At 64.3% G+C, this 12,543-nt stretch carries 10 protein-coding genes; 3 read left to right on the top strand and 7 right to left on the bottom strand.

Annotated elements, in window-relative coordinates:
• The first annotated feature begins 119 nt into the window (after positions 1-119).
• Together ACFSDX_RS16905 and ACFSDX_RS16910 are read left to right on the top strand one after the other, a co-directional pair.
• A complete protein-coding gene (locus ACFSDX_RS16905) occupies positions 120-2,246 on the top strand; it encodes a TonB-dependent receptor (RefSeq protein ID WP_382315642.1) in 2,127 nt (708 codons plus the stop codon).
• Positions 2,247-2,359: 113 nt separating this feature from the next.
• On the top strand, positions 2,360-2,737 hold the full coding sequence (locus ACFSDX_RS16910; protein ID WP_382315644.1) for a hypothetical protein: 378 nt from the start codon (positions 2,360-2,362) through the stop codon (positions 2,735-2,737).
• 130 nt (positions 2,738-2,867) lie between these two features.
• Here ACFSDX_RS16910 and ACFSDX_RS16915 read toward each other — a convergent pair whose 3' ends face one another.
• The 7 genes from ACFSDX_RS16915 to ACFSDX_RS16945 all read right to left on the bottom strand — a co-directional run bounded on the left by ACFSDX_RS16915 (position 2,868) and on the right by ACFSDX_RS16945 (position 11,771).
• Positions 2,868-3,587, bottom strand: coding sequence for a hypothetical protein (locus ACFSDX_RS16915; RefSeq protein ID WP_382315646.1), 720 nt, complete (start codon positions 3,585-3,587; stop codon positions 2,868-2,870).
• Positions 3,588-3,658: 71 nt separating this feature from the next.
• Complete coding sequence (locus ACFSDX_RS16920; protein ID WP_382315648.1) at positions 3,659-5,815, bottom strand: hypothetical protein; 2,157 nt, start codon at positions 5,813-5,815, stop codon at positions 3,659-3,661.
• Between the two features lie 81 nt (positions 5,816-5,896).
• On the bottom strand, positions 5,897-6,661 hold the full coding sequence (locus tag ACFSDX_RS16925; protein ID WP_382315650.1) for a hypothetical protein: 765 nt from the start codon (positions 6,659-6,661) through the stop codon (positions 5,897-5,899).
• 245 nt (positions 6,662-6,906) lie between these two features.
• The gene (locus ACFSDX_RS16930; protein WP_382315651.1) at positions 6,907-7,416 is read right to left on the bottom strand and encodes a gluconokinase; all 510 of its coding nucleotides are present in this window, start codon (positions 7,414-7,416) and stop codon (positions 6,907-6,909) included.
• A gap of 117 nt (positions 7,417-7,533) precedes the next feature.
• Positions 7,534-8,160 (bottom strand): cyclase family protein, encoded by a 627-nt coding sequence (locus tag ACFSDX_RS16935; RefSeq protein WP_382315653.1) that lies wholly within the window; start codon positions 8,158-8,160, stop codon positions 7,534-7,536.
• Positions 8,161-8,256: 96 nt separating this feature from the next.
• The gene (locus tag ACFSDX_RS16940) at positions 8,257-10,878 is read right to left on the bottom strand and encodes an MGH1-like glycoside hydrolase domain-containing protein (protein WP_382315655.1); all 2,622 of its coding nucleotides are present in this window, start codon (positions 10,876-10,878) and stop codon (positions 8,257-8,259) included.
• Positions 10,879-10,955: 77 nt separating this feature from the next.
• A complete protein-coding gene (locus ACFSDX_RS16945; RefSeq protein WP_382315657.1) occupies positions 10,956-11,771 on the bottom strand; it encodes an SDR family oxidoreductase in 816 nt (271 codons plus the stop codon).
• Positions 11,772-12,036: 265 nt separating this feature from the next.
• On the opposite strand from ACFSDX_RS16945, the gene ACFSDX_RS16950 reads away from it, so the two are divergent.
• Positions 12,037-12,423 (top strand): Spy/CpxP family protein refolding chaperone, encoded by a 387-nt coding sequence (locus ACFSDX_RS16950; RefSeq protein WP_382315659.1) that lies wholly within the window; start codon positions 12,037-12,039, stop codon positions 12,421-12,423.
• The last annotated feature ends 120 nt before the right edge of the window (positions 12,424-12,543 follow it).

A 12,543-nucleotide genomic window follows, 5' to 3' on the forward strand; every position in this document is an offset into this window, starting at 1 on the left:
GCAATTCTGAAAAGACTTTTCGCCCTGGCCAGCGGCGCCACCCTACCCCCCAGTAATAAGCTGCACCCAAACCTCTACCCGGTCCTAGCCGTTTGGGCAGCAACTTCATTTTCGCTTTTATGCTGCATCGCTACCTGTTGGCGGCCCTCCTGAGCTTGCCAAGTCTGCGACTGGCAGCCCAGGCGCCGGGCGCCTCGCCCATTTCTTCTGACACTACTAATGCCCAAGCCTTGCCCTCGGCCACAGTAGTGGGCTACGGGCAGCGGCTGCCGCTGCGGCGCACGGCGGCCGGCGTGGGCGTCATTGACCAGACTATTATTCAGCGGTTTAACGAAACCTCGCTGGCCTCGGCCGTGAACACGCTGCCCGGCGTGCGGCTCGAGGAGCGGGCCACAGCCAGCTACCGCATCAGCGTGCGGGGCAGCACGCTGCGCTCGCCCTTCGGGGTGCGCAATGTGAAGCTCTACTACTTCGATATTCCCTTCACGGAGGCCAATGGCACCACGCCGCTCAACATCCTGGACCCCGCCCAGCTCGGGCGCATTGAGGTGCTGAAGGGGCCGGCGGGCAGCGTGTACGGCGCGGGCACGGGCGGCGTGGTGCGCCTCGAGAACCGCCGCCCCGCGGCTGGCCAGAGCCGGGCCCAGGTAGGCTACTCGGTAGGCTCGTTCGGCCTGCGCCGCTTCACGGCCACGGCCGAAGCCGGTGGCCAGGGCACCGACTACTGGCGGGCGCAGTACGCGCACCAGCAGCTGGGCGGCTACCGCCAGCAGAGCGCCATGCGCCGCGACGTATTCGCGGTAGATGGGCAACTGAGCGCCTCCGACAAGCAGACGTTTTCGGTGCACGCGCTCTACACCGACCTCTACTACCAGCTGCCGGGCGGCCTCACGCGGGCCCAGTTCGAGGCCAACCCGCGCCAGGCGCGGCCAGGCACGGCCACCGCGCCCGGCACCGTGGCCCAGCAGGGCAGCTACACCTCGCAAACCGGCCTCCTAGGTCTCACGCACGAGTACCGCTTTTCGGAGCGGTGGCGCACCACAGCTACCGTGTACGGCCGCACCAGCCGGGTGGCTACGCCTTACCTCGTTGACTGGCAGCGCGATGCGGCCCTGGGCGGCGGTGGCCGCGCTACCCTCAACTACCGGGGCACCCTAGGGGGCCGGGTGCTGCGCGTGCAGGGCGGCGGCGAGTTTCAGGCTTCGTTCACCGACTCGCGCAGCTACCTCAACGTGGGCGGCAACCCTACCACGCTGCGCTACGACGACGAGATTACGACCCGCACGGGCTTCGTGTTTGCCCAGGCCGACTACGAGCTGCCGGCGGGCTTTTTGCTGACGGCGGGCGCCAGTTACAACCGCCTGCGCTACCAGCTGGCCCGCGTGAGCAGCGCCGCCACCAACCCCACGGGCTACGTGGTGGAGCAGACTTTCCGGCCCGAAGTATCGCCGCGCCTAGCACTCTTGAAGGAGCTGACGCCCAACATCTCGGCCTACGCCAGCGTGAGCACCGGCTACTCGCCGCCCAGCGAGGCCGAGTTTCGGCCCTCCGATGGCAGCATCAACCGCGACCTGCAAGCCGAGCGCGGCACCAGCTACGAACTGGGCAGCCGCGGCACGCTGCTGGGCGGCCGCCTGATTTTCGACGTGGCGCTCTTCGATTTGGAGCTGCGCAACACCATCGTGTCGCGCACCGATGCGCAGGGCTTCCAGCTCTACGCCAACTCGGGCGATACCCGCCAGCGCGGCGCCGAGGTGGCCGCCAGCGGCTGGCTGTGGCGGCCCGCCGCCCCGGCCGACGCCCTGAGCCCGGCGGCCGGCCTGCGCCTGTGGGGCAGCTACGCCTACAATCGCTTCCGCTTCGGCACCTACGAATCGGCCACCGGCCAGAGCTTTAGCGGCAACCGCCTCACGGGCACCGCGCCGCACACGCTGAGCGCAGGCCTCGACTTCAGCCAGGACCTAGGGTTTTATGCCAGCCCCACGCTCAGCCACCAAGCCATGATTCCGCTCAACGATGCCAACACCGACTACGCGGCGAGCTACTGGATTTTGGGGGCGCGGGCCGGGTGGCGGCGCACTATTTTCAGCCAGCTGGAGCTCGACCTGTACGCGGGCGTCGACAATGCCACCGACCGCCGCTATAGCCTGGGCAACGACCTGAATGCCTTTGGCGGGCGCTACTTTCAGCCCGCGGCGGCCCGCAACTATTACGGGGGCGCCCTGATGGGCTGGCGGCTGCGCTAAATGCCGGGCCCACTATATAGGGTCGAACGCAGCTTAGTGGTTCGCCGTAAAGCTATTACTCGCCGGCCGTGCTGGCTAGCCCCCTTCCTTTTCCCTGTTTCTCTCTCCTAGCTATGAATAAGGCTCTCACCCTCGTAGTCGCCCTGGCGGCTACCATTGGCACCGCCGCGGCCCAGGGCGGCCGCACGGCCGGCGCCCACACTGGCGGCACCAGTTCCAGCGCCAACGGCAACAACAACGTCAGCAGCGGTAATAGCGTGAACACCAGCAGCAGCGCCACCAATAGCAACCCCGTTACGGCGGCGCCCAACTACAAGCCTGCGCCCGGTACCAGCGGCACGCGCTCGGGCAGCAACAGCAAAGGCCCGAAGAAAGCCGCTCCCAACCAAGTGGTTGCCTCAGGCGGCCAGGGCCACAACACCACGCCCGAGCCCAAGGGCAAGGTGCAGGTGGCCCCGTCGGTAACGACGGGCAAGGGCCCTAAGAAGTAATCGGCTAAGCAGCACCGCTCGGGGCTTTTTTGTAGGGGGAAAGGGCTCGCGCTGGTGGGCTCTTTCCCCCTACTCGCTTATATGGCGCAGCTAGCGGTGGTTTCGGGAATGACGATGAGGTAATCGTATCCTAGGAGGCTACGCTGTAAAAATTGGTTGGCCAGCAGCAGCTTGCCGTGGTAATGGCTCGGCGGGCGGGTCGCAGGTCGATAACCACCCACTCGGGGCCAGTGGCTTGGTCCACGAAGGCCCGCAGGCCCGCATTTTCGACAGCATACGTGCCGACGCGCCGGGCTGGAAAGTTGGGGTTATCGGACTCAGCCTGTTGGCCCTGCTTACCGATGATGTAGAGGTGCAGCGAACGTTGCCCGGCGGCATCGGCCAGGTTTTGCACCAAGTTGCCCACGTTATAGAACTCACCTTTTACGCTCTGGCTCAGGCCCCGTGCCAGGTGGTTAGAACCGAACTTAAACAGCATTTTGGGGGCCGCCAGGCCAGTGGGCGTCTGGTAGGCCTGCAACGCTGCTAGCAGGTTTTGCTTCATCAGGTTCACGCGGGTTTGGTGCGCCTGGGTTTTGTAGCTGGCGTAGCTAGCGGCGTAGTCGAGCGCCATCTGCTGAGCCGCGGGGCTTTCTGGTTTAGTGAGAAGCAGCAGGCTATCCACGGCGCTTTGGGGCTGGGTAGTCATCACGTAATCGTCTTGCCCCAGCTTTTCATAGCGCTGGTTTTGGGCCTCATACACCCCGGCCTGGCGCTGCAAATAAGCTTTCGTTTCTTTATTTTTCATCAGCTCCGCCAGCCGGGCATAAAACGGGGCCGAGGTGGTGCAGAATACCTGGTCGAGGCCCACCAGCAGGACAAAGATGTCCCGCTTACCTCCTTTTTTCGCGCTGGCTTTCGCGTGTGCTTCGCTTCTCCCTCTTACAGCGTGACCCCAATCCCCGGCCCAAACAGCAAGAACGGCTGGCCCTTGGTGAGCAGGTAGCCGCCCCCTATGTAGAGCGGAAATGTGAGCCGCGCCCCGGTGCGCACCGGCACTACCGAGCCCAGAATCACGATGCCTAGGTCACGCTGCACGTCGCTATTGTTAGTGAGGTTGAAGGCGTTGAGGGCCACGAAACCGGCGCCGATGCGGTAGGGCCGCAGCCGGTTGATGCGGTCGGGAGCGTAGAAACTGAGCTGCGCCAGCGTGGCCAGGCTGATGCCGCCGAAGCTGTTGTATGTCGATTCGCCGGCGTATTTGGTGAGCAGGCCGGCCGGAAAGCTCACGCTGATATCGAAGTTGACGTGGCGGCGCAGCACCAGCTCTACCTGCTGCGAGTAGCCCTTGGTGCTGTACTGGCGGGCATCGTTGCGCACGGTGATAATGATGCGGTACCAGGCGTCGAGGTCGTAGGTTTTGCGCCCTAGGATGCTGTTGAGGCTAAAATTACCGACCTGGCAATCGCTGCCCTGGTAGTAGGCGTAGCGGGGCGACGACTCGCCGGGGCAGACCACGAGCTGGTCCACGGTGCGCTGGTCGATGAGGTTGCCCTTGTCGTCCACCGTCCTAATGTCCAGCGTGAGGTACTGGCGGCCGTAGAGGTTACCCGCTTCGTCGATGGCGTTGGCGTTGAAACTGAAAACCAAGTCCGGGATAGTTTTGTCGTAGAGCACCGGCCCATTAAGCTGAGTCACGGGGTGCGGCCCGTCGCCGTAGTTCACCTGCACGAAGTTGAGCGGGTGGGGTCGCTGGGCCTCCTTCACACTCAGCCCGAAGCTGGTGGCGGTGCTGCCATCAAACACCGTGATGCGGCGGCGCACGCTGCTCAGGGGCACCTGCACGCGGTAAATGAGCGCTTTTTCGGAGCGCGTGGAGGAGTCAGACGGGATGATGGTGCCGCCGTCGAAGTGGTAACGGCCCTTCAGCAGCGACTCGCCCTCGAGGCGCACGTCCACGGTTTCGCCGGGGTTAATGGTGGTGTTCGGGCTCCAGTCGCCGCCCCGGTGCAGCACGCTCACGGCCGCAATGCGCGGCCTAGGCGTGATGTCGAAGTTGGTAATGAACTTGGCCAGGTCGCCGTCCTTGATGTAGAGGTAGCCGTCGGCTTGGCGGTGGGTGTTGTACACGCGCAGCTGGCACAGCACCCGGTCGTTGGAAAGGTAGCTGCGGGTATAAAGCTCGGCCACGAGCGCGCCGCCGGCCTCCTGCTGCGCCTCGAGGCGGTAGGTGCGGCGCAGCTCGAAGGAGTGCCCATCGTCGAGCACAAACTCGATACCGCGGGTGCGGCCCTCCTCGTCGTAGTTCACGTCTTTGCGCTCGGCGGTGAGGAAGCGCAGGCGGCTGGCCTTCACCGCAAAGTCGAGGCGCAGGGGCGGCAGCTGGTAGCTGAGGTGGCCGGCAGCATCGAGGTAGGGCCGCTCGGCCAAAGTCTTGAGCGTCAGCGTGTGCACCCCTAGGGCATTGGGCACCACGTGCAGGCGCAGGCCGCCCTGCTCGCGGGCCAGGCGGTAGTCGATGTCCTGGCCCTTGGTCCACTCGTTGCTGACCCGCACGTTGGCGATGTTGTTGGTATTGACTTCAATAACCCGCTCCTCGCCGATAAACAGCTCATTGTCCAGCACCCGCGCGTCGAGCGTGGTGCGCGTGAGGGGCAGCAGGCTCACCACCTGCTGGCGCATGGTAGCGCGCAGATTGGGCCGGCCCGCCGAATCGGCCGCCGCCCGCAGCGACGCCCCGGCCTGCACAAACGTGAGCCGCACGAAGGGCGCGCCCGTGAGGTTGCGGAAGCGCAGCGTGCCGCGGTATTCCCCCTTACCATCGGCCACTAAGGTGTCTTGCAATACGTAATCGGCCGAGGGCAGCAGGCGCGGCGGGCGGCCGGGCTGGGTGGGGGTCAGGCGCAGCTCGGCGGCCTGGTCGTCCTGGTGGTAGTAGAAGTAGAGCCGCTCTTCGCCGGCCACCGGTATCATCTGCTCGCCCAGCCGGTACTGGGTGGTGTCGAGGGTGAGCGAGAGACTGCGCAGCAGCGGGGCTTGCGCGTGGGCCACCCCACTCAGCAACAGAAACAACGCCAGTAACCAACCATTCTTTTGCATACACAGAGCCTAGGTGACGGGCGCAAAGGTCAATCCAAAAACCGGTCCTGGCCAATACGGTGCCGCTTTTTAGCCTAAGCTCTACGGATTTTCTGCTTTGCCAGGCGCGGCCACCGGGGCGGCGCCGGCCGCGCGCCGGGCCCGCACCCGCTGCCGATGGGCTCGCCAATCGTGCCAGATGGCGCCCACAAACAGGTTGAGGCGGTAGCTGTAGTACCAGCCGTTGAAGTCCTCCTGGTAATCAATCTCCTTGAGCGACAGCCGGTAGCCGGCCGCCCCGCTGATGCCCACCCACCGCGTGGGTTTGAGCAGCACCCCTACCCCCACCTCGGCCGGAATAAACAGCCCGCGGCTGTCGGTGGTCACCTTGCCCTTCTCGTCGGTGACGGTGTAGTGGCTGCGGCCCAGGCCAATATCCACGGGCACGCTCAGCTCGATAAACCGGCGGTTGAGGAAGGTGTAGGCAAAATTGGGCGTGAAGTACGTCAGGCTCAGGGCCGGCGTGAGGGTGTCCTTGAGCTTGCGGTTTTTGCCCCGGCCCGCGTAGGTGTACAGGTCGGCGTAGCTGCGGCGCAGCGTGTAGGCGCCCAAACCCAGGCGGTAGGGCTTGCCGCGCGGCATCACCCCCACGTTGACCCCGATAATGCGCACCGCCGACGCCTGCACAAACGAGTTGCGGTTGTCGATGCTCACGCTGGGGCTGAAGCGCGGCGGCCGGCGGCCACCACTAGCCAGCTGGCCGCCCAGACCCTGCCCCCGGCAGGTGGCCGCGCTCAAATAGCCCGCCAGCAGCGCCGGCCCGCCCACCCGTTTTATCTGGGCCTTTAGACGTATAAATACCTTCATACATTCCTCATTAACAGCACAAACTGCTAGTTGAGGCCCAAGGTACGCGAGGCGTAGGCACTGGCCCCAGGCAAGCGGGCGGCAGGGCGCTGGCTAGCTGCTCGCGGCGCCCTGGGGCAGTTTCAGGAACGATATGCAGGTGGGTGTAGAGACGCATCCCTGCGTCTCGTCATTGCTGGGCTCGCCTGACGTGAGACGCAGAGACGCGCCTCTACACCCACCCGTGCACTGACTATGAAACCGCCCTAGGTGGCGCTAACTGATAATTCTGCCACTACGCGGGCCACCACCTGGGCGGGCGTCTCGCTGTTAGTCAGCTCGATGCGGATGCCATAGGTCGGTTTTTCGAGCGTCGTCAGCTGCGAGTCGAGCATCGAGGCTTTCATATAGTGGTCGTGGCGCCCTTCCAGGCGCGCTTCCAGCAGCTCACGGCTGCCATCCAAGAACACCCAGGTCAGGGGTAATTGCTCGCCGGCTTGCAGGGTTTGGCGGTAGACTTCTTTCAGGGCCGAGCACGCCAACACGGCGCCACCCGCAGCTTCCCACTCACCTAGGTGGGTGGCGAGGGTGGCCAGCCAGCCAGCGCGGTCCTCGTCGGTGAGGGGGTGGCCGGCGGCCATCTTGGCCACGTTGGCGGCCGGGTGAAAGTCGTCGCCGTCGTAAAAAGGCCGGCCCAGCTCCTGGGCCAGCAGCTCGCCAATGGTGGTCTTGCCGCTGCCCGACACGCCCATGACGATGATGTTTGCTTGCTTCATGTAAACAGAACAAGGCCCTAGCCGCCAGTTTGTTCAGGCCGCGGGGCTTTTAGCTCCTTACGGCAGGGCTTAGAAAAGGGCTACCCCGCCGCAAGGAGTATTCAGCTGGCCAGCTACTTACAGCGGGCGCAGCAGCACGCGGGCGGGCGCCCCATCGGCCCCTACAATCAGCAGTGGCAGGCACAGCATGTCGTACTCGCCGGGCGCAATGTGCTGCAAGGCCAAGCCTTCAATCACGCAGATGCCCGCATCGAGCAGCGCGTGGTGGGCGTCGGCCTTGCCCACCGACAGGTAATCGACGCCCACGCACACCACACCCGCATCGCGCAGGTAGGCGGCGGCGTCGCCATCAAGGGCCACGAAGTCGGGCTGGAAGGGCGCGGTGCTCCACTCGTCGTCCGAGATGCGGGTTTTGAAGAGCAGCCGCGCGCCGGGCTTGATAGCGAGCTGCTGCACTTCGGCCAGGCTGATGCTTTTGGGGTCGTGGATGGCAACCACCGTAGCCGGGCCCATGAGGCGCTCCAGGTCAAGGGTTGTGATGTCGCCGCCATCGCTGCTGAAGTGCAACGGCGCATCGACGTGGGTGCCGGTGTGGCCGCTTAGGTGCAGCTCGGTCACGTTGGCCGCGTCGCCCCGGTCCTGGCTGAGGGTGCGGCGCACGGTCACGCCCAGGTTGTCGGGCCAGTGCACCATGTTGTCGCGGATGGGGGTGGTGGCATCGAGCCAAGGAGCAGGAACGGGCATGAGTATGATGGGTAATTGGAGTGATAGGTAATTGGAGTAATAAGTGTAGTGGGCGATAGAATTACTCCAATTACCCATTACGCTCATTACCCATAATCACCGGTGGCCCCTAGGTTGCAGGAGCTTGGCAATGAGGCCGGTCCAGCCGGTTTGGTGGCTGGCGCCGAGGCCGTGGCCGTTGTCGCCGTTAAAATACTCGTGGAAGAAGAGGTTATCCTTGAAATTAGGGTCGTGCTGCAACACCTCATTATCGCCGAAGCAGGCGCGGCGGCCGGTGTTGGGGTCGCGCAAGAACAGCTTGGTGAGGCGGTCAGTGAGGGCATCGGCCACCTCTAGCAATGTCACGAGCTGGCCCGAGTGGGTCGGGTATTCTACCTTAAAGTCGTCGCCGTAGTAGTGGTGAAAGCGTTGCAGCGACTCGATTATCAGGAAGTTGATGGGCAGCCAGATGGGGCCGCGCCAGTTGCTGTTGCCCCCAAACAGGTCGGTGCTCGACTCAGCCGGCTGGTAGCCCACCGTGATGTCGGTATCGCGGAACACGTAGGGCTTATCCAGGTACACCCGCGAGAGGCTGCGCACGCCGTAGTCCGACAAGAACTCGGCCGTGTCTAACATTCGGTAAAGCAGGCGCTTGAGGCGGTGGCCGCGGAGCAGGCTCAGCAGCCGGGTGGCGGCTTGGCCGGGCTCTTGCCAGTGCGAGACCAACTCGGCCAACCTAGGGCGGTTGGCGAGCAGCCAGGTCATGCGGGCCACGAATTCGGGCGCGGCTTTCAGCAAGTCCTCGTCGAGCACCTCCACCGCGAACATCGGAATCAGGCCCACTATCGTGCGTACTTTCAGCAACTCGTGGCCGCCCTCGGGCGTGTTGAGGGCGTCGTAGTAAAACTCGTCGGCGTTGTCCCAGAGGTCGAGGTTGGTCTCGCCCACGTTGGTCATGGCCTCTGCGATGTACAGAAAATGCTCGAAGAACTTGCTCGCCATGTCCTGGTACACGGGGTTGGACTTGCTCAGCTCCAGCGCGATGCGCATCATGTTCAGGGCAAACATGGCCACCCAGGCCGTACCATCGGCCTGCTCGAGGTAGCCGCCCACCGGCAGCGGCGCCGAGCGGTCGAAGACCCCGATGTTATCGAGGCCCAGAAACCCACCCTCAAAAATATTGCGCCCATCGCGGTCCTTGCGGTTCACCCACCACGTAAAATTCAGCAGCAGGCGGTGAAACATGATTTGCAAAAACGCCGCATCGCCGCCATCGGCGCGGTGCTTTTGCTCCATCTTGTACACCCGAAATGCAGCCCAAGCGTGCACCGGCGGGTTCACGTCGTCGAAGCGCCACTCGTAGGCGGGCAGCTGGCCGTTGGGGTGCATGTACCAGTCGCGGGTGAGCAGCCGCAGCTGGTTTTTGGCAAACTCGGGGTCAACCTGCGCCAGCGGAATGGCGTGAAATGCCAAGTCCCAGGCCGCGAACCAGGGGTACTCCCAGGTGTCGGGCATCGAGATAATGTCGTTGGCGTCGAAGCTTTTCCAGTCGGCGTTGCGGCCCTCCAGGCGCTCGGGCGGTGGGGCGGGCTGGTCGGGGTCGCCCACCAGCCAGCGCGGCACGTTGTAGTTGTAGAACTGCTTGCTCCACAGCATGCCAGCTAGCGCCTGGCGCTGCACGTTGCGGGCGTCCTCATCGGCAATGTTGTGCTGAATCTCGGCGTAGAACTCGTCAGCCTCCTGCTGGCGCTGCGCTAGCACGGCGTCAAACTCCGCGAAGGGCTCGGCCTGGCCGGGCGGCCCCAGGCGCAGGCGCACCCGCCGCGTGGCGCCGGCCGCCAGCACCAGCGGATAGTGCGCGGCCGCTTTGGTGCCGGTGCGCGCCGGGTTCACAGCGTCGTGCTGCTTATTAACTACGTAGTTATGAATGCCATCCTTGAAAAACTCGCCCGGCGACGAGCGGCCGTACAGCCGCTCGTCGTTGCTCTCGTTGTCGCAGAACAGTAGCTCGGGCTGCTCGTCGGCGTACCAGGCCAGCTCGCCAAGGTCAGGGTGCGCCACCCGCACGGGGCCTTCGGGCGGGGCGCCTAGGGTCGGCTTTTCGCCTTCGTAGCCCCAAGCCCAGGTGTTGCGAAACCACAGCTGCGGCAGCAGGTGCAGGGTCGCCTCATCGGGCCCGTGGTTCACCACGGTCAGTTGAATCAGCACGTCCTCCGCGTCGGCCTTGGCGTATTCGATGAACACGTCGAAGTACCGGTTATCGGCAAAAATACCGGTGTCGAGCAGCTCAAACTCGGGGTCTTTGCGCGTGCGGCGGGCGTTTTCCTGCACCAGCTGCTCGTACGGAAAAGCGCCCTGCGGGTACTTGTAGAGCATTTTCTGGTAGGAGTGCGTGGGCGTGGCATCCAGAAAATAGTACACTTCCTTCACGTCCTCGCCGTGGTTGCCCTGCGCGCCGCTCAGCCCGAACAGCTGCTCTTTGAGAATCGCATCCTGGCCGTTCCACAAGGCCACGCCCAGGCACAGCAACTGGCGGTCGTCGCAAAAGCCCCCTAGGCCCTCCTCGCCCCAGCGGTAGGCGCGGCTGCGGGCCTGGTCGAAGGTGGAGTAGTTCCAGGCATCGCCGCCAGCCGAGTAGTCTTCGCGCACGGTGCCCCACTGCCGCTCGGAGAGGTAGGGGCCAAAGCGGTACCACGACTTTTGGTCGGCATCAGCTAGGCGTTGGTGTTCAGGGTTCAAGGTCGGAGAGAATTAAGATATATAAGTCATGCAGAGCGCAGCAAAGCATGACGAACGATAAAATACCAGCTCCTCTCCTAACCCCCAGCCTCAAAGCCGGGGTACAGCGTCATGCCGCCGTCCATGAAGATGGTTTGGCCAGTGATGTAGTCGGCTTCGTCCGACACGAGCCATGCGGCGAGGTTGCCGATGTCTTCGGGCACGCCCACGCGCTTGTACGGGATGAGCTCGAGCAGCTTGGCTTCGGCTTCGGGCGTGCTCCAGGCGTCGTGGTTGATGGGCGTTTTGATGGCGCCCGGCCCGATGCTATTGATGCGGATTTTGTGCGGCGCCAGCTCCTGGGCGGTGCTTTTCATGAGCTGCAGGATGCCGCCCTTGGTGGCCGCGTAGTTGACATGGCCGGCCCACGGAATGACTTCGTGCACGCTGCTCATGCAAATGATTTTCCCAGTGGCCTTGCTCACCTCGGGCTGCGGGCCGCGGCGCACAAACTCGCGGGCGGCCTCGCGCAGGGTTAGGAACTGGCCGGTCAGGTTCACGTTAATCACCTTCTGCCACTGCTCTAGGGTCATTTCGAGGAAGGGCGCATCGACCTGAATACCCGAGTTGGCCACCACGATGTGCAGCGTGCCAAAGCGCTCGATGGCCTGCCGGAACATGTCCTGCAAATCGGCCTCGTCGCTGACATCGGCCTGAATGGCGAAGGCCGTGCCGCCGGCATCGGTTATCTCCTTGACCACGGCGTTGGCGCCGTCTTCGTCGTGGATGTAGTTGACCACCACGGCGGCACCGTGGGCACCCAGGGCCACGGCCACGGCCGCCCCAATACCAGAGCTAGAGCCCGTGACCAGGGCAAACTGCCCCGCCAAGCGGGACGATGAGGAAGTAGGCATAAGAAAATCGGGAGAAAAACGCGCACCCACCACGAGCCCGCGCTTGCCTAAAGACGGGCTACGGTGGGCTGGGGTTTTGGCACCGCGCCTGGCGCGCAGCTATTCGCCGCCCGCCGGGCCGATGAAAGCGCGGGGTTGGTCGGCACAGTTGGCGGGGCGGCCGAGTCTGCCGCCTGCCGCCTAGCCGGGGCCAATAGCTTTGGTTTGTTGCCGTGCCACCCGCCCGGTGGGCGGCGCGGCAGTCACCTCATTTCTTTTCCCCACAATGCGTATTTCCTCCCTGCGACTGGCCCTAGGGGCCGTGCTTCTCGCTACTGCTAGCCTGGCGGCACACGCCACGCCCGCGCCCACCCAGGATGCCCCCGCCCAAGGCCGCCAAGGCCGCGGCGGCGATATGTTCAAAGACCTCAACCTCACGGCCGACCAAAAAACCAAAGTCGAAACCCTCATGAAGGAGCAGCGCGGCCAGGGCGGCATGCGCGGCGGCCAGTCGGGCCCGCCCTCCGAGGCCGACCGCCAGGCCATGCAAACCCGCCGCGCCGAAATGGAAACAAAGCTCAAGGACATCCTCACCCCTGAGCAGTACACCAAGTACCAGAGCATGCGCCCGCAGCGCGGCCAGCGCCCCAGCGGCGACACCCCGGCTAACTAAGCTGGCGACCCTAGGTCGGTTCTAGTCAATAAAAAGCCCCCTAGTAAGTCTGCTAGGGGGCTTCGTTACTTGTTAGCAGCAGCTTGGACGCTGCGAGGCCGAGCGCGAGCGCAGCTCGCA

Source organism: Hymenobacter bucti (assembly GCF_042681145.1).
Taxonomy (GTDB): domain Bacteria; phylum Bacteroidota; class Bacteroidia; order Cytophagales; family Hymenobacteraceae; genus Hymenobacter; species Hymenobacter bucti.

Bases quoted from the DNA above. Each gene is read 5' to 3' on its own strand.
- ACFSDX_RS16905 (WP_382315642.1), top strand. From the start codon at position 120: ATGCTGCATCGCTACCTGTTGGCGGCCCTCCTGAGCTTGCCAAGTCTG.
- ACFSDX_RS16910 (WP_382315644.1), top strand. From the start codon at position 2,360: ATGAATAAGGCTCTCACCCTCGTAGTCGCCCTGGCGGCTACCATTGGC.
- ACFSDX_RS16920 (WP_382315648.1), bottom strand. From the start codon at position 5,815: ATGCAAAAGAATGGTTGGTTACTGGCGTTGTTTCTGTTGCTGAGTGGG.
- ACFSDX_RS16925 (WP_382315650.1), bottom strand. From the start codon at position 6,661: ATGAAGGTATTTATACGTCTAAAGGCCCAGATAAAACGGGTGGGCGGG.
- ACFSDX_RS16930 (WP_382315651.1), bottom strand. From the start codon at position 7,416: ATGAAGCAAGCAAACATCATCGTCATGGGCGTGTCGGGCAGCGGCAAG.
- ACFSDX_RS16935 (WP_382315653.1), bottom strand. From the start codon at position 8,160: ATGCCCGTTCCTGCTCCTTGGCTCGATGCCACCACCCCCATCCGCGAC.
- ACFSDX_RS16945 (WP_382315657.1), bottom strand. From the start codon at position 11,771: ATGCCTACTTCCTCATCGTCCCGCTTGGCGGGGCAGTTTGCCCTGGTC.
- ACFSDX_RS16950 (WP_382315659.1), top strand. From the start codon at position 12,037: ATGCGTATTTCCTCCCTGCGACTGGCCCTAGGGGCCGTGCTTCTCGCT.